General features: G+C 70.6%; 19 protein-coding genes. 7 read left to right on the top strand and 12 right to left on the bottom strand.

Annotation, left to right across the window (positions count from 1 at the left end):
• Positions 1-35: 35 nt before the first annotated feature.
• The gene (locus tag MTP10_RS02925) at positions 36-1,079 is read right to left on the bottom strand and encodes an Lrp/AsnC family transcriptional regulator (RefSeq protein ID WP_310707363.1); all 1,044 of its coding nucleotides are present in this window, start codon (positions 1,077-1,079) and stop codon (positions 36-38) included.
• Positions 1,080-1,191: 112 nt separating this feature from the next.
• Here MTP10_RS02925 and MTP10_RS02920 point away from each other — a divergent pair, with 112 nt between their 5' ends.
• Both MTP10_RS02920 and MTP10_RS02915 read left to right on the top strand, forming a co-directional pair.
• Positions 1,192-2,388, top strand: a complete 1,197-nt coding sequence (locus tag MTP10_RS02920; RefSeq protein WP_310707362.1) for a M20 family metallopeptidase — start codon at positions 1,192-1,194, stop codon at positions 2,386-2,388.
• Between the two features lie 139 nt (positions 2,389-2,527).
• On the top strand, positions 2,528-3,271 hold the full coding sequence (locus tag MTP10_RS02915) for an MBL fold metallo-hydrolase (RefSeq protein ID WP_310707361.1): 744 nt from the start codon (positions 2,528-2,530) through the stop codon (positions 3,269-3,271).
• Between the two features lie 34 nt (positions 3,272-3,305).
• On the opposite strand, the gene MTP10_RS02910 is transcribed toward MTP10_RS02915, so the two are convergent.
• Both MTP10_RS02910 and MTP10_RS02905 read right to left on the bottom strand, forming a co-directional pair.
• The gene (locus MTP10_RS02910; protein ID WP_310707360.1) at positions 3,306-5,207 is read right to left on the bottom strand and encodes a nitrate- and nitrite sensing domain-containing protein; all 1,902 of its coding nucleotides are present in this window, start codon (positions 5,205-5,207) and stop codon (positions 3,306-3,308) included.
• 153 nt (positions 5,208-5,360) lie between these two features.
• Complete coding sequence (locus MTP10_RS02905; RefSeq protein WP_310707359.1) at positions 5,361-5,906, bottom strand: hypothetical protein; 546 nt, start codon at positions 5,904-5,906, stop codon at positions 5,361-5,363.
• Positions 5,907-6,012: 106 nt separating this feature from the next.
• Between MTP10_RS02905 and MTP10_RS02900 the strand changes: the two genes are divergently transcribed.
• Complete coding sequence (locus tag MTP10_RS02900) at positions 6,013-6,540, top strand: DUF6886 family protein (protein ID WP_310707358.1); 528 nt, start codon at positions 6,013-6,015, stop codon at positions 6,538-6,540.
• Here the strand turns inward: MTP10_RS02900 and MTP10_RS02895 are convergent.
• The 3 genes from MTP10_RS02895 to MTP10_RS02885 all read right to left on the bottom strand — a co-directional run bounded on the left by MTP10_RS02895 (position 6,506) and on the right by MTP10_RS02885 (position 8,929).
• Positions 6,506-7,507 (bottom strand): 2-dehydropantoate 2-reductase N-terminal domain-containing protein, encoded by a 1,002-nt coding sequence (locus MTP10_RS02895; RefSeq protein ID WP_310707357.1) that lies wholly within the window; start codon positions 7,505-7,507, stop codon positions 6,506-6,508. The two genes, MTP10_RS02900 and MTP10_RS02895, sit on opposite strands and share 35 nt — an antisense overlap.
• 61 nt (positions 7,508-7,568) lie before the next feature.
• Positions 7,569-8,294, bottom strand: a complete 726-nt coding sequence (locus tag MTP10_RS02890) for a glycosyltransferase family 2 protein (RefSeq protein ID WP_310707356.1) — start codon at positions 8,292-8,294, stop codon at positions 7,569-7,571.
• 176 nt (positions 8,295-8,470) lie between these two features.
• The gene (locus MTP10_RS02885) at positions 8,471-8,929 is read right to left on the bottom strand and encodes a DUF2000 domain-containing protein (RefSeq protein ID WP_310707355.1); all 459 of its coding nucleotides are present in this window, start codon (positions 8,927-8,929) and stop codon (positions 8,471-8,473) included.
• Positions 8,930-9,042: 113 nt separating this feature from the next.
• Between MTP10_RS02885 and MTP10_RS02880 the strand changes: the two genes are divergently transcribed.
• Positions 9,043-9,543: an Lrp/AsnC family transcriptional regulator gene (locus MTP10_RS02880; RefSeq protein ID WP_310707354.1), complete on the top strand. Its 501-nt coding sequence runs from the start codon at positions 9,043-9,045 to the stop codon at positions 9,541-9,543.
• Positions 9,544-9,612: 69 nt separating this feature from the next.
• Here MTP10_RS02880 and MTP10_RS02875 read toward each other — a convergent pair whose 3' ends face one another.
• The 6 genes from MTP10_RS02875 to MTP10_RS02850 form a co-directional block, all read right to left on the bottom strand.
• Positions 9,613-10,785 carry a SpoIIE family protein phosphatase gene (locus tag MTP10_RS02875; protein ID WP_310707353.1) on the bottom strand — a complete coding sequence of 391 codons (1,173 nt, stop codon included), beginning with the start codon at positions 10,783-10,785 and terminating at the stop codon, positions 9,613-9,615.
• A 19-nt stretch (positions 10,786-10,804) separates the two neighbouring features.
• On the bottom strand, positions 10,805-11,596 hold the full coding sequence (locus MTP10_RS02870; protein ID WP_310707352.1) for an alpha/beta hydrolase: 792 nt from the start codon (positions 11,594-11,596) through the stop codon (positions 10,805-10,807).
• A gap of 275 nt (positions 11,597-11,871) precedes the next feature.
• Positions 11,872-13,833, bottom strand: a complete 1,962-nt coding sequence (locus MTP10_RS02865) for a right-handed parallel beta-helix repeat-containing protein (RefSeq protein ID WP_310707351.1) — start codon at positions 13,831-13,833, stop codon at positions 11,872-11,874.
• A gap of 331 nt (positions 13,834-14,164) precedes the next feature.
• On the bottom strand, positions 14,165-14,920 hold the full coding sequence (locus MTP10_RS02860) for a C40 family peptidase (RefSeq protein WP_310707350.1): 756 nt from the start codon (positions 14,918-14,920) through the stop codon (positions 14,165-14,167).
• Positions 14,921-15,189: 269 nt separating this feature from the next.
• Positions 15,190-15,669 carry a universal stress protein gene (locus MTP10_RS02855; RefSeq protein WP_310707349.1) on the bottom strand — a complete coding sequence of 160 codons (480 nt, stop codon included), beginning with the start codon at positions 15,667-15,669 and terminating at the stop codon, positions 15,190-15,192.
• Between the two features lie 27 nt (positions 15,670-15,696).
• Positions 15,697-17,118: an MFS transporter gene (locus MTP10_RS02850; RefSeq protein ID WP_310707348.1), complete on the bottom strand. Its 1,422-nt coding sequence runs from the start codon at positions 17,116-17,118 to the stop codon at positions 15,697-15,699.
• Positions 17,119-17,463: 345 nt separating this feature from the next.
• Here MTP10_RS02850 and MTP10_RS02845 point away from each other — a divergent pair, with 345 nt between their 5' ends.
• From MTP10_RS02845 to MTP10_RS02835, 3 genes are read left to right on the top strand one after another with little or no spacing between them, the layout of a single operon-like run.
• Positions 17,464-17,745, top strand: a complete 282-nt coding sequence (locus MTP10_RS02845; protein ID WP_310707347.1) for a metal-sensitive transcriptional regulator — start codon at positions 17,464-17,466, stop codon at positions 17,743-17,745.
• 31 nt (positions 17,746-17,776) lie between these two features.
• Complete coding sequence (locus MTP10_RS02840; RefSeq protein ID WP_310707346.1) at positions 17,777-17,986, top strand: cation transporter; 210 nt, start codon at positions 17,777-17,779, stop codon at positions 17,984-17,986.
• Complete coding sequence (locus MTP10_RS02835; RefSeq protein WP_310707345.1) at positions 17,983-18,948, top strand: hypothetical protein; 966 nt, start codon at positions 17,983-17,985, stop codon at positions 18,946-18,948. The genes MTP10_RS02840 and MTP10_RS02835 overlap by 4 nt, the downstream gene beginning before the upstream one ends.
• Positions 18,949-18,957: the final 9 nt, after the last annotated feature.

Genomic DNA, 18,957 nt, shown 5'->3' with positions numbered 1-18,957 from the left:
GGAACCAAAGCACGGTACGGCGACGGATGGCCGAATCATGAGCGATCCGTCACGGCGGGCGGCGTGACGACGGATTCGTGCCAGGGGTCGAGCGGGACCACCCCGATCGAGCGCCCGTCCGCGTCCAGCACGCGGCCCATGCGCTTGACGACGCGCAGGGCGACCATCCGGTCCAGGACCTCCAGGGACGGGATCGCCCCCGTCATGCGGGCCTCGCCGTACGGGACGTCGGACACGTGGCGCAGCCACTGGCTCGCGAAGAGGTTCGGCCGCGCGGCGACGGCGAAGCTGCCCCGGTTCTCCGGCAGGGCGGCCAGCGCCCGCCCGACGGCGTCCAGCTCGACGGCCGGCACGCGCAGGAAGTAGTTGACGAGGATCGGCCAGCCCGCGGCCTCCTGTGTGACGTCGCACCTGATCGACACCAGCCCGGCGGCGATCATCGCCGCCACCCGCCGGCTGGTCGTCGAAGGGCTCTCGCCGACCTGCTCGGAGAGCGCCGCCACCGGGGCGCGGGCATCCAGGCTGAGCGCGCGGAACAGCGTCCGGTGCCGTTCGGAGACGGCGAACGGCCGGGGCGCGCGTTCGGAGCGGCGGTCGAGGCCGCTGATCTCGGAGCGTGCCAGCGCGTCCAGGCGCCAGGAGCTGCCCTCGCCGTACACCTGTGTGATCGGGTAGAGCTCGGTGCGCAGCACGCCCGACAGGGTTTCGATCCGGGCGAGGACGAGGTCGGCCAGGGCCTGGTGGGAGGCGGCCATCAAGGTCAGGAACAGGCTGCGGCCGGAGCCGACGATCGTGATCGAGGCCACCCGCGGGTTGACGAGCAGGGCGGCGATCACAGCCTCGCGGTCGGACGGCCGGCACTCCACGTCGAGGTAGGCGGGTGCGAGCCGGCGCAGGAGCGCGGGACCGGGCGTCACCAGCACCGACACCAGGCCGCGGTCCACCAGCCGCTGCCAGCGCCGGGCGGCGGTGATCGGGTGCAGGGCGCAGGCGGGGCCGATCGTCGTCCAGGGGGCTCGCGGCGCGAGCTGGACCGCGTGGATCAGCCGGAGATCCTGCTCGCTGAGCTCCTGCCGCACGGATCCGTCACCTCCAGCCCTGGATTTGCCGATTCGCTGACGATAGCGGCTACCGGATGGGTGGATCTGCTGCACTCCAGCGACGAAGCCCATCCAAGCAGGAGGACGATCCGTGATACCCACCGGCCTGTTGGTGTCCCTGCGCCGAGCGCTGCACGCCGACCCAGAGCTGGGGCTCGCGCTGCCCTTGACCCAGCGGCGGGTGCTCGACGCACTGGGCGGGCTCCCCCTGGAGATCGCCCTGGGAGCCGCCTCGACCTCGGTCACCGCGGTGTTGCGCGGCCGAGGGAAGCGTCCCGCGGAGGAGGGACCGGTGGTCCTCCTGCGCGCCGACATGGACGCGCTGCCGGTCCAGGAGCAGACGGCCCTGCCGTACGCCTCCCGCGAACCGGGCGTGATGCACGCCTGCGGCCACGATCTGCACACCGCGATGCTCGTGGGCGCGGCGCACCTGCTGTGCGCCGCGCGCGATGAGCTGCCGGGCGATGTGATCCTCATGTTCCAGCCGGGCGAGGAGGGGCATGACGGGGCCGCGGTGATGCTCTCCGAAGGGGTGCTGGAAGCGGCCGGCACTCCGCCGCTCGCGGCGTACGCGCTGCACATGCAGTCCGTACGGCGGGCCGGCGTGTTCGCCACCCGTTCAGGCACCGTGCTGTCGGGCACCGCGCGGATGCGCGTCACCGTGCACGGCAAGGGCGGCCACGGCGCCGTGCCGCATCGTGCGCTCGATCCCGTGCCCCCGCTCGCGGAAATGATCACAGCCGTGCACGCCCTGGTCACCCGCAGGTTCGACGCCTTCGACCCGGTGGTCGTGACGGTCGGCCACGTGTCGGCCGGATCGCACGGAACCGCCATCCCCGCCTCGGCGTTCTTCGAGGCCACGGTCCGCACCTACTCCGAACGCAACCGCGTGGCGGCCCGCCGCCTGCTGCGCGAGCTCGTCACAGGTATCGCGGCGGCGCACGGAACCACAGCGGAGATCGAGTACGACGCCGAGCTGCCGGTCACCGTCACCGACCCGGCGGAGACCGCCTTCGCGGGCGATACGATCCAACAGCTGTGGGGCGCGCAACGGCTGGCCGCGATGCCCCACCCGCACCCCGCCTCCGAGGACTTCTCGCGCGTGCTGGCGCAGGTGCCCGGGGCTTTCGTGTTCCTGGGCGCGCGCCCGGCGCGTCTGGGCCGCGACGAGGCGCAGGAGAACCACTCTCCGCTGGCGGAGTTCGACGACGTGGTGCTGGACGACGGCGCGCGGCTGCTGGCCGAACTGGCCATCCGGCGACTGCGTGCGGCCGGCACGGCCCCATGAGCGCCGCCTTGGCTGCGTCTACACGTCGCCAGGCTTTCGGTGTTCGCTGAACCGGTGGGCGATCGATTCGAAGGTTTCGGCCCGTGCGGGCAAGCCCGGCAGAGCCCACGGTCATGTCGCGGCACTCTAGTCTGGGCTGGTGCCACACCAGCCCCTCATCGTCTCAGGCGTCGAGGTCACGCCCCTCTGCGACGCGGTCGGACCCATGGGCGCGAGCATCCTGCGCCCGATGGCCGAGATGTTCCCGGGAGCCGACCTCCCCGAAGAGCCGTGGACCCTCCACTTCCACTGCTTCCTGATCCGCGACCCGGCCGACCGGCTCACGCTCGTCGACACCGGCATCGGCGCCGCGGGCTCACCGGCGTCCAGCTGGGCGCCGGTGCCCGGCTCGCTGACCGGTGAGCTGGCCGCCGTGGGCGTCTCGCCCGCCGACGTCGGCACCGTGATCCTGACCCACCTGCACAGCGACCACGCCAGTGGCGCGGTCGGCGACGACGGCACGCCCGTGTTCGCGGACGCCCGCCACGTCCTCCAGCGCGCCGACCTGGACGTGGCCGGCGGGCAGGTGCTGGATCAGGTGATCACGCCCCTGAAGGACCTGCTGCACGTCGTCGACGGCGACGCGGAGGTCGCGCCGGGCGTGCGGGTCCACCTGACCCCCGGCCACACGCCGGGCCACCAGATCGCCCGCGTCGGCGAGGTCGCCATGACGGGCGACCTGGTGCTCCACCCGGCGCAGCTCGCCGACCCCGCCGTGCGTTACGTCTACGACGACGACCAGGAGCAGGCGGCGGCCACGCGCGCCAGGGTCCTCGACGGGCTGCGCGCCGACCGCGCGGTCCTGGCCACGGCCCACTTCGCGGACCCGTTCATCCGGCTGTGACCCCTCCGGTCCCGGCGTGACGTCCGGGGCCGGATCAGTGGTCGGCCATGGCCGGCCGGCCGGACAGGATCGACGCGGGCAGCGCGACCATCGCGGTCAGCCCCCCGTACGGCGAGGCCCCGAGCCTGACCCGGATGCCCTGCCGGGCCGCCAGCCGGCTCACGACGAACAGCCCGAGCCGGTCGCTCTGCGCCAGGTCGAACTCCGGCACCTCCTCCAGCCGGGCGTTCAGCTCGTCCAGCTCGGCGCGCGCGAGCCCGAGCCCGCGGTCCTCGATCTCGACCGTGACCCCGTGCGGAGTGATCGTGGAGCGGACGTCCACGCGCGTCTGCGGCGGCGAGAACAGCGTGGCGTTCTCCACCAGCTCGGCCACCAGGTGCGCGACGTCGGTGACCGCGCCGCCCAGGACGGAGACCTGCGGCGGCTGCAGCACCTCCACCCGCGGGTACTCCTCCACCTCGGCCACGGCGGCCCGCAGCACGTCCATGAGCGGGACCGGGTTGCGCCAGCCGCGCCCCGGCGCCTGGTCCGACAGGATGATGAGGCTTTCGGCGTGCCTGCGCATGCGGGTCGTGAGGTGGTCCAGCTTGAACAGGTCGGCCAGGATCTCCGGCTGCTCCGTGTGGCGTTCCATGCTGTCGAGCTGGATGAGCTGGCGGTGCAGCAGCGTCTGGTTGCGCCGGGCCAGGTTGACGAACACGTGGCTGACGCCGTGCCGCAGCCGCGCCTGGTCCACGGCCGCCTCGACGGCGGTGCGCTGCACGCTGTTGAACGCCGTGACGATGTCCCGCACCTCCGCCGTCTCCGCCTTGACCTCCAGCGGCGCCAGCTCCTCGGGCGTGGGATCGCCGCCGCCGGCGCGCAGCCGCTTGACCAGTCCGGCGAGCCGCACCTCGGCCAGCTCCGTCGCCGCGTCACGCAGGCCGGCCAGCTCCTCGCCCAGCCGGCGGCGGAAGCGCAGCGAGAGCAGGATCGAGGCGACGACCGCGAGCAGGCCAGCGCCGCCCGCCACGCCGATCTTGGTGAGGATGCCGTTGGCGGCGGGCGTGACGCGCCGCACGAAGCCCTGCACGGCCTGGGAGTGGTCGCGCTCGGTCGCGGCCCACAGGTTGGCGCCGTCCACGGGCCACGTGGCCGCCGAGGCGGGCAGCCCGTTCGTCGCGGCCTGCCCGCGGATGGCGTCCTCCGCCTGCACGAACTCCTGGTACGCGGGGGAGGCCACCAGCTTGTCGTACGGCCCGCGCAGCTTCCCGTCGAGGTGGGAGAGCGCCTCGGTGTAGAGGAGGCGGCGGGTGGCGACCATGCCGATGAACGCCTCGCGCTCGGCCTTGGTGATCCGCCCCCGCGCCAGCACCACGACGATGACCGCGCGCTCCCGGGACAGGATGTCCTTGGCCTCGCCGAGCATGGTCACGGCCCTGGCCTGCCGGTAGAGCGACTGCTCGGGCACCAGCACCATGGCGTCGAGCATGCGGAACGCGGCGTCCACGATCCGGCTGTAGCCATCGATCACCTGGAGCGGCGCGGCGTCCGAGCCGTCGACCCTGTGGCGCAGCTTGTCCAGCTTGCCGAGCTCGCCGTACAGGGCGGTGAGCTGGGTGGCCATCTGCGGGGACAGGCCGCGCTCACGGCCGGCGAGCTGCCGGAACGTGGCCACGGTCCGGTCGGTGAGCGCCCGCTGGGTGGTCAGGCGCTGGCGGCCCTGCCTGCTGGTGAGGTACTCCACCGAGGCCAGGCGCTCGTTCTGGAGCTGCACGTTGATCTGCTCGGCGGGGTCGGACAGGTTCGTGACCAGCTCGTTGATCTGGAGGAGGCGCAGCCCGTCGCCGCCGGTCAGCGACGCGGCGAACGCCCACAGGCCCACGAGCGAGGTGAGCGGGACGAGCAGCAGGACCAGCAGCTTGAGCGCGATGGGACGGCCACGTGTGGGGGGCATGCGACCTCCGGAGGCATGGTGAGATCGCCTCGCAGAGTACACCTCTTTGGGGGGATTTCTCCGGCCTCACGGCGTCGGGCCGTGGCGGGGCGTCCTGGACGCCGCACCACGGCCCGTCGTGTCCTTCGAGGCACCCGGCTTCGAGGGGCCCGGTCAGGGCATCCTGTCCTCGCGGCCGCGCGCCACCAGGCGGTCGCCCGGCATGCGCGCGTGGGCGGGGCCGTGTGCCCGCGCTTCCGTGTACGCCGGCTCCCGGCCCGCGCCGTCGCGGCGGAAGGGAGCGGTGTCGCGGTCCTCTTCGTCCCGCTCCACCGCCCGGTCGCCGGCGGCCGTACGGTCGGTGGCGGCACGGTCGGCGGTCGCGCGCTCGGCGGCGACGCGGTCCTCGGCGGCGCGCTCGGTCTCCAGCCGGCGCTCCAGCTCCCGCTTCTCGTCCTCCAGCCGGGCGACCCGGTCGGAGGTCTGCGCACGGGCGCTGCGCATCTGCCGGCGCTTGCGCGCGGACCTGCGCGTGCCCGCCACCATCAGCGCGATGCCCAGGAGCAGCACCGCGGCGGTGACGGCTCCGGCCACGAACATCTGGAAATGGTCGGGCTCTAACGTGTAACCGAACAAGATGTACCTGGACGTCTCCTCGGTGGCCACCAGGATGACGGCACCACCGGCGAGCAGGACCAGGACCAGCCCAAGAAAGGTCATCCGAACTCACCCCTTGTCGTCTGAGCGAGTCTCCCCCTGCCCCCAAGCGGCCCTGGTATGCCGCACAGGCCCGATCCGGCAAGGGTTCCAGGCCATGATGGCGTTCATGAGACCCGAGCCAGGACAGGTGCTGCACTTCTCCGAGGACCCGGCCATCGAGCGGTTCGTGCCGCACGTCGCGCCGACGTCGGCGCTCTCCGAGCCGTACGTCTGGGCGGTCGGTCCCGAGCGCTGCCCCGACTACTGGTTCCCGCGCCAGTGCCCCCGCGCGATGGCCTGGCGCGTCCCGGACACCGCCGACGCCGACGCCGAGCGCGTCATCGGCGCCGGCTGCGGCGACCGGGTCCACGCCGTCGAGTACGGCTGGCTGCGCGCGATCATGGAGACGAGCCTGTACGCGTACCGGCTGCCGGCCGAGCCGTTCGCGCCCATCGGCGACCCGCCCCACGCCGTGGTCGCACGGGTGCCGGTGGAGCCCCTGGGCCCTCCTGAGCCCGTGGGCGACCTGCTGGAGCTGCACGAACGGGCCGGAATCCAGCTCCGCGTCCTCGACCGGCTCTGGCCGTTCTGGGACGAGGTGACGTCCAGCACGCTCGGGTTCAGCGGGATACGGCTGCGGAACGCTCGTCGATGAGGGCGGTCAGGCGCTCCACCGGCATCGACCCGGGCGGGAGCTTCTCGCGCGCGTAGCGGCCGCTTTCGAGCTGGAGCACCTCGTTGACCGGAGTGGGCACGCCGTGGTCGCGGCCGAGCAGGACGATCTCGCCGTTGAGGTAGTCGGTCTCGATGGAGCCGCTGGAGCGGGCGAGGCTCTGCCAGGACGAGCCGCCGCCGCGGGTGACCCCGTCGATGGGCAGCAGGTCGACCAGATGGCCGCGCAGCTCGCGCTCCTCCTCCTGGCCGCTGAAGGGGATGCCCGCCGCCTTCAGCACCGCTGCGCCCTCGGCGCGGGCCCGCTCGTACACCGCGTCGGCGCCGGGCCGGTGACCGCACAGAGCCTCGACGGCGTTGCCGAGGTTGCCGATCAGCTTGCCGTACTTCCAGCGCATCACGTCGCTCTGGGCCAGGGCGACGAGGCCGCCCTTGGTCAGGTCGGCGACCATCTGGCGGGTCAGGTCGTCCACACGCTGGTCGCCCACACCCTGGTCGTCCACAGCCTGGGGATAGCGGCCCACGTGCAGCAGGCCCGAGTGGGGATGGCCGTAGGCGGCGACCGTGCCGGGCTCCAGGTGCAGGGCGGGCAGCCACACGCACATGCCGTAGACGTGCTCGAACCTGCGCAGCACGGTCCGCTCGTTCTCGACGCCGTTCTGGGCGCAGACCACCGGCAGGTGCCGCGGCCAGGGGTCCAGCGCGGCGACCGTGTCCTGCGACTTGGTCGCGACGACCAGCACGTCGTCGTCGCGGGTGGGAACGGGGCCGTCGGCGGCGGGTATGGGGAGGGTCTCGTCGGACTGGGGGGTGATCAGGCGCAGCCCGCCCGTCCTGAGCGCCTCGTAGTGGCCGCCCCGCGCGATCAGCAGCACCTCGTGGCCGCCCTGGAAGAGGCGGGCCCCGATGGTGCCGCCGACCGCTCCCGCTCCTATGACGATGTAACGCATGCGTTCGAGGATGTCACCCTCGTCACCGCCGGCGCCACCGGCCCCGTCGCGCTCGGCGAGGCTACTTCGCGAGCGCCACCTGGGTGCGGGGAGTGGCCGCGCCGCGGAAGCGCTCACGCACGATCGTCCTGAGCACCCGCCAGCCGTCGCGCACCGCGTGCAGGTTGCTCTCGCCGTGGATGCGGCTGCGCTCGTGGCTGGGGACCTCGGCGATGGCCAGGCCGGCCTGGGCGGCGCGGACGTTCATGAGCGTCTCGATCTCGAAACCGTCGCAGTCGAGCGCCATCGCGTCCAGGTGCCGGGCCCAGAAGGCGTTGTAGCCGTAGCACAGGTCGGTGTAGCGGGTGCCGTACAGCCAGTTGGTCAGCCCGGTCAGCGCCCGGTTGCCCAGGGAGCGCAGCGGGCTGATGTCGTCGGAGCCGCCGCCCGGGGCGTACCGGGAGCCCTTGGCGAAGTCGGCCCCGTCCTCCAGCGCGGCGACGAAGGAGAAGATCTCCCGGCCGTCGGTGGAGCCGTCAGCGTCGATCATGACGATGATGTCGCCGCCGGCCGCGGCGAAGCCTTCGATCAGGGCGTTGCCCTTGCCCCGCCCGGTCTGGGTGACCACCCGGAGGTCGGGGCGCAGCCGACGGGCCACGGCGACGGTGTCGTCGCTGGAGTTGCCGTCGACGAGGACGACCTCGTCGATCCAGGCGGGCAGGGTCGCGAACACGTGTGGCAGGTTGTCGGCCTCGTTCATCGCGGGGACGACGACGGTGACACTGGCGGTGAATGGCCCCTTGTTCATGCCTAGACCGTGCAACCCGGCACATGCAAGCCGCTTGACTTCGCCTTGCAGAGATCATGGTAATCCCTGCTTCATCAGGGCGTGTTCATCATCCTGTGACCTGGTGACACACTCGCGGCGCAGGGGTTGCGGGGCCTTGTCCGACGACCTTGACTTCGCCTGTCGAATGTGCGCCTCTAGCGAAGCAGGGGCAGCCGGCCGGTCAGGCGCTCCACGTCCGCGCGCGGCCCGAGCAGGCTCACGGCGTAGTACGACAGCTCCTCGGCCCCGGTACGGGCCAGCTCCGCGAGGTAGTCGTCGTAGACGTTGGTCCGCTGCGCGATGGCGGCCATGTCCGCGACCACCACGCCGGCCGTCCGGGCGGCCTCGTCCCTGACGGACCGGACGATCGCGGACGGCGCGGCCAGCACCGTGCACCCCGTCCACGGCAGCCCGGCGTGCGGCTGACCGGAGGCGTCGGCTCCGCCCGAGCCCAGGATCGACGGCACGGCCTGGCTCGTGGACGCGGCCAGGCACGCCGCGGCGTTGGCCTGGAGCCCGCGGGGCAGGTCGCGGTCCATCACGATGACCCACTTGACCGGGAGCTCCCTGGTCGGCAGGTCGGGACGGCGGTCGAGGTCGGCCAGCGCGGTCATGAACGATCCTTTCTCCGAACTTATGGAGCGACCATCACAGATACTCCGCTGACGTGACAACATGACTACGCTGTTTCCGAAGGAAGTTCGGAAATTCGTCAGGGAGCGCGTACGTGGACGAACTTGATACGGCCATCCTCGCCGAGCTCCAGCGCGACGGCCGCCAGACCAACAGGGAGCTGGCCGAGCGCATCGGCATCGCCCCCTCGACCTGCCTGGAGCGCGTACGGTCACTGCGCGCGAACGGGGTGATCGAGGGCTTCCACGCCGAGGTCAACCTGGCCGCGATCGGCCGCCCGGTCCAGGCGCTGATCAACGTCCGGCTGCACCCGAAGATCCGCGAGGCGGTCGAGGGATTCCGCGAGTACATAGCGGCGCTGCCCGAGACGCTCGCGGTGTTCGTGGTGTCGGGTGGCGACGACTTCATCGTCCAGGTGGCCGTACGCGACACCGGGCACCTGCGGGACTTCGTCCTGGACCATGTGTCGCGGCACCGCAACATCGCCGACGTGCGTACCTCGCTCGTCTACGACCACATCCGCAAGACCTCGATGGAGGTCCTGCCGCCGGAGGGCCCGAGCAAGCACCCCCGCACGGGCCGCAGATCCCGCTGAGCCCGCACGCCCACCGCCCGCCCGCCGGGGCTCAGGCCGGCATGATGCCGGTGATCAGCACGACGCCCTTCACGGGGCCGTCGATTCCTGCGGGGCCTCCAGCACCTCCGGCACCTTCAGCGCCACGATGGCGACGTCGTCGCTGAGCACGCCGGACTGGAACGCGGACACCTCGTGCAGGAGCCGCCCGGCCATGCCCGAGGCGCTCTCGTCCCGTGATTCGACCAGCACCCGCTCCAGCCGCTCGTCGCCGAACAGCTCGTCGTCGCGCCGCGCCTCGATGACGCCGTCGGTGAAGAACACGACGCTCTCTCCGGGGAGGACCTCCACGGTGACGTCGCTCAGCCGCAGCTTCCGCAGCATGCCGAGCAGTGTGCCGGGGTTGCCGATCCGCGACGGGCCCTTTTCCGTGAGGTGGACCGGTTGCGGATGCCCGCCCAGGCTCAGCGTGAGCAGGCAGCCCCCGCCGGGCGAGGGCGACACCTGGGCGTACACGGCCGTGACGAAGCGGTCGGTCCGCTCCTTCACCACCGCCCGGTGCAGCGAGGCCAGGGCCGCCGACGGGCTGGTCTCGCGGGCGGGCGCGGCGCGCAGGGTGTAGCGGGCCAGGCTGGTGACCACCGCGGCGGCCACGCCCTTGCCGGACACGTCCCCGATGACCAGCGCCCAGCCGTCGCGGGTCTCGTACATGTCGTAGAAGTCGCCGCCCACCTCCTCACCGAGGCCGGCGGGTGCGTAGACGCCCGCCAGCTCGATGCCGTCGATCTGCGGCAGGGTGGGCGGCACGAAGCTGGCCTGCAGGACGCCGGCCAGCTCGCGGGCCTCCTTCTCCGACTGCTCGGCCCGCTGCCGGGCGAGCAGCAGCTCGCGCTCATAGCCACGCCGGTCCGTGGCGGCGAAGACGCACACCCAGATCTCCCGCGGCCCGGCCGGCTCGCCCTTCATGACGGCGTTGAGCAGAACGGGCAGCCGGTCGCCGGCCGCGCCACGGAAGTCGACGGCGATCTCATGGGCGGAGGACTGGAGGGCGAGCAGAGGGGCGAAGTGCGTCTCGTAGAAGATCCGGTCGCCGACCACGAGCAGCTCCTGGAGTCGAACCCGGTCCACCAGGTCCTCGGCGCGGTGGCCGGTCATGGTGAGGAAGGTCCGGTTCGCCCGGCGGATCACACCGTCGGCGTCCGTCACGAGGAACCCGCACGGCGCGTCCTCGAACAGCTCCTCGAAGCCGCTCGTCAGGCCCACGGGGACCCCGCCCGCCGCGTCACAGGAAGCCCTTGATCGCCGCGATCGTCTCCTCGGGTGCGCTGAGGTTCGGGCAGTGTCCGGTGGCGCGCATGAGGACCAGCTCGCTGCCGGGGATCGCCGCGTGGACGTACCGGCCGACGACCTCCGGCGCGATCACGTCGTTCGAGCACTGCAGGACGAGGGACCGCGTCCGGCACTTCTCCAGGTCGGCGCGGTTGTCGGACAGGAAGGTCACCTGGGCGAACCGCCTGGCGATCTCCGGGTCGGTCCGGCAGAAGCTGTTGGTCAGCTCCTCGCCGAGCTCCGGCCGGTCCGGGTTGCCCATGATGAGCGGCGCCATCTGGCTGGACCAGCCGAGGTAGTTGCTGTCGAGCGACTCCAGCAGCTCCTCGATGTCCTGGGCGCTGAAGCCGCCGACGTAGCCGCCCTCGTCCACGTAGCGGGGCGAGGGGCCGATGAGCACCAGGTTCGCGAAGCGGTCCGGCTCGGCGTTGGCGGCGAGCACGCCGATGAGGGCGCTCACGGAGTGGCCCACGAAGCTCACCTCCGTGAGGTCCAGCTCGTGGCAGATGTCGAGAACGTCCTGCGCGTACCCGTGGAGGCTGGAGTAGCGCTCGGGGGTGTAGGCCGACAGGTCGGACCGCCCCGCGCCGACGTAGTCGAACACCACGACCTTGTACGCGTCCTCGAAGGCGGGCGCGACGAGGCGCCACATGTTCAGGTCGCAACCGAAGCCGTGGGCGAACACGAGCGGCTTGCCGTCCGGCCGGCCGGAAATTCTGACGTTGTTGCGTACCAGAACGCTCATGATTACTGAGCATAGGCCATCAAAAACGCCCAAATAGCTCCACATAATGGCAAAGCGAGCACCTAGCACCCGCGTTATACAACAGGAGGATCGGCTGCCTTGACACCTGACCGCGGCGTCACCATCGAGGCGATGGTCTGATCCTTACGGCGCCACCACCATCACCGGCCCCGGAGACGCCCGACGCGGCTCGAAAGCCTCCTGGAACGACGAGATCCCGCCCAATCACCAAGATCGGACGGGATCCCGTCAATGTCGGTCCAGCCGGCTCAGGCCTACTGCTTGAGCGCTCCAGGACGGATCGCCACATCATCGATCTGGAACGCCGGCCCGGGGGCGCTCGCGTTCCAGACGAAGGTCCAGTCGACGCGGGTCGTGCCCGCGGGCGCGGTGAACGTGCCGGCCGCTTCGGTCCAGGCGGTCTTCCGGGCCAGGGAGATGGCGTCCGTACGCAGCACCGTGCCGGACTCGTCGCGCCACCGGACGTTCCACGTGACGGCGGGCATGGTCGCCACGGCCTCCCGGTACCACAGCGACACCTTGTAGCTCGTACCGGCGACCACACCGCTGTATCCGGGGAAGTTGTCGAGCGCCACCGCGCTGCCGGACGCCTGGCTGCTGGTCATCTGCAGTGAGCCGGTGCCACCATGCGCGCCGCCGCTCTGGTGCGCCACACTGGCCCCGTACCACGCGGAGTAGGGCGAGGTCGTCGAGCCGGACTCGAAGTCCTGCTCGGTGATCGCCGGCGGGACGGGCGCGCCGCCGTCGAACGTGCTGCCGGCGTCCTGGCCGTACTGGGGGCCGGCCCACTGTCCGGGCGAGATGCGATTGCCCATGTCGCTGACCCTGAACTGCCACGGTCCCGTGTAGGTGTTGTCGTGCCAGGAGTTGTGCGACCCGTACACGATCGACTGCTGGATCACGGAGCCCTTGTACGGGGACCAGTCCGGGTACGTGCCCCAGTTGGACAGCAGGGCCATGTGCCCGCAGTACTGCGTCGGGCAGCCGCCGTTGACGGCGCTGGGGTTGAAGGCGAACGTGTTGTGGTGAACGTCGACGTTCTTCGTCCACCAGCGGCAGTCGGTCTTGAGCGGCTCGTTGTTGATGGCAGGAGCCGAGCACTGTGAGGTGTTGGTCGGCCCGACGATCAGCGTGCAGTCACCGGTCGTCGAGGCCGGGCTGTTGCAGAACCGGTCGGCGTTCGCCCACGCGGTGATCCCGCCCCAGTTGTTCTCGAGCAGGTTGCCGGTAATCTCGATCTTGCTGGTCCGCGCTTTCACGCGGGGCTCACCATCCGCCTCGGACAGGTAGATCGCCGCTTCGGGGAACGGGTCGCCCTTCGTCGCCCGCTCGGCGCCGGAGGCCACGGCGTTGCCGCGGATGGTGTTGTTCCGGATCACGGCGTTGTAGCTGATCTCGTAGAAGATCGCCAGCGACTCGTTGTCCTCGATGAGGTTGTTCTCGATGAGGAAGTCGTTGTTGTTGGTGTCCGCCCAGACCCCCGGCCCGTGGTTGCCGTGGACCCAGTTGCCGGTCACGTCGGCACCGTTCACCGCCCAGAACTTCATGCCACCGGTACATCCGCACCCAGGGATCTGGTGCTCCCAGTCCCCGGTGTTGTTGCCGGTGAACTCGTTGTCCGCCACCACCAGGCCGGTGATGGTGTTGCCGGCCTTGTACGCGTTCAGGCCGTACTGCCCGTTGTCCTTCAAGCAGTTGCCACGAATCTTGTTCGTGGCCCCGGCCATCAGCCCCGCGCCGGAGTTGTTGCGGATCGTGTTGTGCTCCACGACCCAGCCGTCGCCGGAGTCATGGTTGACCGCACCCTCATCGTGCGGCGGGATGAACCCGGTGATGGTCAGGTACCGGATCGTGACGCCGGTCGCCTGCTGGCCGAACGCGTACTTGTTCAGCCCCTTCCCGTCCAGTACCGCGCCGGGCGCGCCGATGAACGTCGCGCCGTCGCCGGGCAGGATCTGGGCGTACTCGCCGGTGCCCAGCGTGTGCGTGCCGGTCTGGAAGTAGTACGTGGTGTTCGCCTGGCGTAAGTCCACGCCGCTGTTGTCGCCCGCGGGGACCACGACCGCGCCGGCGGGCGGTGTGGTCGGGCCGTTCAGCGACGAGCTGCCGCAGACCGCTGCCTTTGCTGTCGTCGAACCGGTTGCCCGATCGACCGCGTCGCCACTCGCCGGCGTCGCGCCGCCCATGACGACAGTGGCGAGGGCTACCAACGCCACCGGCCAAGTTTTTCGCATGCCTGTTCTCCTCCAGCTTTTGACCCGGCCTAGGCTGCACTCGACCCTCGGCCGCCGCCACTGTAGCCAGAGCCCGCGCGCACCCTCAAGATCAGCTACTGAGAGAGACCGCGGGGCTACCCAGACGAGGCCGGGTACGCCATGGCCTTCCGACCGGCCGCCGACATCCGGGTACCGGTTGGGCGGCAACCGCATGCCCGGCGCAGATCCGGAATCGTTCCGCGCGACGAGTGCTGCTCAAGCCTTCGATCGATCGCCCGAGGCCGTGGCCGGGCTGCAAGCCATTTGCATTCGGACCGGCTCGTCGGCGGTGTCATGGGCGGATCGCGCCGAGCAGGCGGTTGCGCCAGTAGTCGTCCAGGTCGGACACCTTGATGACGTCGCCGGTCTGCGGCGCGTGCACCATCTTGCCGTTGCCGACGTACATGCCCATGTGTCCCAGCCCTTTGCTGAACAGCAGGTCGCCAGGCTGCAGGGCGTCCAGCGAGACGCGCCGGCCGGCGCCCCATGCCCATTGTGTGTAGGTCGTGCGGGGCAGTTCGACTCCTGCGGTGCGCCAGGCGGCCTGGGTCAGGCCCGAGCAGTCGAAGGAACCTGGCCCGGTGCCCGCCGTACCGGTAGGGCTTGCCGATCTGGGCGAAGGCGAACTCCAGCGCGGAGCGGGCATTGCCGGAGGCCGGTCCGGTGTACCGGATGTCGGGGCTGGTGGGGTCGCCGCCCTGAAGGCCCGCACCTTCTCCGCCCTGGCCTGGGTGATCTGCTGGACGGTGACCATGCCGGTGAGGACCTGCTCGGGGCTGCCCTCAGCGACGAAGCGCTCCCAGCCCATCCAAGAACCGAACTGGTAGTCGTTGACGGCCACCGTGACAAGGTCTCGGCGCAGGGCGTCGGCCTGCGCCCCCTTGCTGCCGTACTCGGCGTTGACGGTGTCGTACTTCTTCTTGACCTTCTTGTACGTCTCCGTGGCCTGGTTGTACTGCTCGACGAGTTGGTCGGCCTTCTCGTTCAGCTTCACCAGCTTGGCCCTGGCCTTGACGGGTGACGGCTCGGCATGGGCGTTCGTGGTCAATGCGATCAGGGTGAGCGCTGCGGCCAACGCCGTTCGACCAAGCCTCGCCGGCACGCCCACTACGATGCCTCATCGTAAGTCTGCAACCTGGGAGGAAATGGTACAGAAGTGCAAGGCGCTACTGGCGCGATCGCGGTAAGTCGCCTCAAGAAGCTGATGTCTACTAGCCGCGATAGCACCTCTCGCAGGGAGATACGCGTGCTCGCTCTGTGGCGTTCAGCGGCGTGCCCCCGGGTTCCGCGACAGGACCGGGCCGGGGGCACGCCGCCTCAGCGATCGGCGCGGCGGGCAGCCGCGAATGGTGTGGACGGGATGACCAGCGTGGGCCGGCCGGTGGAGTGCATGACGCGGGTGGAAGTGCTGCCGGACAGCACCGCCCGCACTCCGTGCCGCCCGCGGGAGCCGAGGACGATCAGCGAGGCGTGGAGCTCCTCGGCGACGTCGACGATGGTGTCGGCGACGACCTCCTCCGGGACCGAGGCGACGCGAGGTTGGGCCTTGAGCCCGAGGCTGCGGGCGCGCTCGGCTCCTTCGGCGGCGAGCCGTTCTGAGGCGTCGAAGGTCTTGGCGTCGATGTCACGCAGCTCTTCCAGGGCGGAATGGCCCTCGAGGTGGGCTGCCAGGCTCTCCAAGGGCCGGCGGGCGTAGAGCACCACCGCGGAGGCGCCCGGGAAGAGCCGTGCGGTCTCCTCGATGGCATGCCTCGCGTCGGGTGAGCCGTCGTAGGCGATGAGGATGGGCGTGGACATGGGGATCTTCCTTTCACGCGTCGAGTGTCACTTGCGGGAGGTGGCGGCCTCGTCGGCGGGCACGGACGTGTGCGAGCGCAGGGTCGCCGCGGCCAGTAGCGCACCCACCAGGGCGACGCCGGCGGCTCCGACGAATGCGGCGGAGAAGCCGCTGGTCATGGCCGGGAGATTGCCGAGCTGTGCGGCGCCGTTGGCGGCGGCGACGGCGGTCATCGCGGCCAGGCCGAGCGCGGAGCCGACCTGGTAGCTGGTGTTGACGATGCCGGAGGCGAGGCCGCCTTCCTGCGGTGGGGCGGAGGAGATGGCGGTGCCGAGGGAGGGGATGAAGGCCAGCGACATGCCAAGGGCGGCCACCAGGCTGGCGGGCAGGACGTCGGCGGCGAAGCTGCCGTCCGGGCTGATCAGCGACAGCCATCCCATGCCGGCGGCCAGCAGGGCCAGGCCGATGACGGTCGTGGTCTTGGGGCCGAACCGGTTGATGGTCCGGGGTGCCAGGACGATCATGCCGATCATGATGAGAACGGTCATCGGGAGCAGGGCGGCGCCGCTCGGGAAGGCGCTGTAGCCGAGAACCTGCTGCAGGTAGAGGTTGAGGAAGAACCACATCGGGATCCAGGCGCCGCCGAGCAGCAGCTGGGTGACGTTGGCGGCGGCGAGGTTCGGGGTGCGGAAGATGGACAGCCGCATCAGCGGCTCGCGGCGGCGGGCCTGGATGGCGACGAACGCGCCCAGCAGGACCACGGCGGCGGCCAGCACGAGCCAGGTCTGCGCGGAGCCCCAGCCGATCTCCGGCGCGCGGACGATGGCGTAGACGGCGGCACCGAGGCCCAGGGTGACGGTGAGGGCGCCGGCGACGTCGACGGAGCCGCGCCGGGCCTCGGCGGCGGGCATCAGCGGACCGGTGGCCAGCAGCGCGACCAGGGCGATGGGGATGTTGATGTAGAAGACCCACGGCCAGCTCAGGTACTCGGTGATGACGCCGCCGAGGAACACCCCGGCCGTGCCGCCCGCCGGCGCGGCGGCACCGTACAGCGCCAGGGCCTTGGTCAGCTCCTTGGGGTCGTGACCGAACAGCATCATCAGCAAGGTGAGCGCGGAGGGAGCGATCAGGGCGGCGCCCACTCCTTGGACGGCGCGGCCGGTCAGCTCGACCCACACCTCGGGCGCGATGCCGGCGACGAGCGAGCCGACCAGCAGGATCAGCCAGCCCGCCCCGAACAGGCGACGGGCGCCGAACAGGTCGGACAGGCGGCCACCCAGCAGCAGCAGGCCACCGAAGGCGACGACGTAGGCGTTGAACACCCAGGACAGGCTCTCCTGGGTGAAGCCCAGGTCCTCCTGGATACGGGGGAGGGCCACGCCGATGATCGACGTGTCCATGATGACGATGAACTGTGCGGTGGCGATCAGGGCCAGGGCGGTCCATCGCCTGGGGGATGGTGCGGACATGAGCACTCTCCACGATGAGCCCTACGAGGGTAGGGTATGTCTCCGACTGAACCTCGATACCCAGCGGGGGTATCGAGGTGACCGGTAATCAATACCACCCAGGGGTATATGTCAAGCGGGATCAGACTCGCGGTATCCCCACGGCGTTCCTAGAGCGATCGCCGCATCCGGGATGACCAGCGCAAACGTCGGCCGCGCCGGTTGGCCTCCCGGGGCGAGGCCTTGTGTGATCACCACGTTGGTTCCTCGGTTTCGGGCAAGCTGCCCGGAAGATGCCCCAGGCTTCCGTAATACCATAGGGGGGTATAGTCTCCTCATGAGTGAAGAGCTCGAGGGAGGAACGACATGCCCGGACACGCCACCACCCAGCACGACAATGCGGTCAGACTGCGCCGCATCGAAGGCCAGATCCGCGGCCTCCAGCGCATGGTCGACGAGGACCAGTACTGCATCGACATCCTGACCCAGGTGTCGGCGGCCACCAGCGCGCTGCGGTCGTTCTCTCTGTCGTTGCTCGAAGAGCACCTGGCCCACTGCGTCGCGGAAGCGACGCTGAAGGGCGGCCCGGAGGCCAAGGCGAAGGTCAGGGAAGCCTCGGACGCCATCGCAAGACTCGTCCGTTCGTGACCGCATGGGACGCATTGAAGGAGAGATCGTTATGAGCATCGCCACCTACACCGTCAAGGGCATGACCTGCGGTCACTGCGTCAGCTCAGTCAAGGAAGAGGTCAGCGAAGTGTCCGGCGTGACCAACGTCGAGGTGGAGCTGGCCACCGGGCTGCTGACCGTCGACAGCGACGCCCCCATCGATTCGGCGCAGATCGTCGCCGCCGTCGAGGAGGCCGGATATGAGGTGGTGAACCCGTGAACGCCGCGGCCAAGCTCGGTTCCTACGTTCTGGGGCTGGCCGTCGTCTTCGGCGGCGCTCTGGGCGTGGGCAAGGCGGTGGGACCCGTGGGGGCGCCCCCGGCAGACGACCATGCCGCCATGACCACCACGGCGACGCCGACGGCGAGCGAGGGACACGGACAGCACGCCACCGAGCAGGTGAAGAAGGATACCCCCGGAGGGCTTCAAGTGTCCGAGAACGGCTACACCCTCACCCCGCTCACCGCGGCGATCAAGCCGGACGAGCCCACCGACTACCGTTTCACCGTGACCGCTCCGGACGGCCGGCCGGTCACCGACTACCAGGTCGAGCACGACAAAAAGCTGCACTTCATCGTCGTCTCCCGTGACCTGACCAGCTTCCAGCACCTGCACCCGGAGATGGCGTCCGACGGCGTCTGGTCGGTCAAGCTCACCCTTCCCGACGCGGGGACGTATCGCGCATTCGCCGATTTCGCCCCAACCGGCGGCAGCGCTCTGACCCTGGGCACTGACGTGCTGGTCGCCGGCGACTACGAGCCCAAGGCGCTTCCCGAGATCAGCCGTACGGCCGGCGTCGACGGATACGAGGTCACACTCGACGGCGAGCTGGCGCCAGGACAGGCGAGCAAGCTCACTCTCAAGGTCAGCAAGGACGGCAAGCCGGTCACCGACCTCCAGCCGTACCTCGGCGCCTACGGCCACCTGGTGGCCCTGCGCGCCCGAGACCTCGCCTACCTGCACGTCCACCCGGACGGCGAACCCGGCGACGGCAAGACCAAACCCGGACCCGAGATCGTCTTCTACGCCGAGGTGCCCAGCGTCGGCGACTACCGGCTGTTCCTCGACTTCCAGCACGACGGCAAGGTCCGCACCGCCGACTTCACCGTCGGCGCGGGCGGGCGGCCGGCGATCCCGACACCCACGCCCACCTCGACCGAGCACGGCGACCACAGCCACTGAGCGAGAGAA

This window comes from Nonomuraea sp. 3-1Str (assembly GCF_031570565.1).
In the GTDB taxonomy this organism is placed as follows: domain Bacteria; phylum Actinomycetota; class Actinomycetes; order Streptosporangiales; family Streptosporangiaceae; genus Nonomuraea.
Note: the sequence above shows the minus strand (reverse complement) of the source record. Positions and strands in the feature narration are given on the sequence as shown.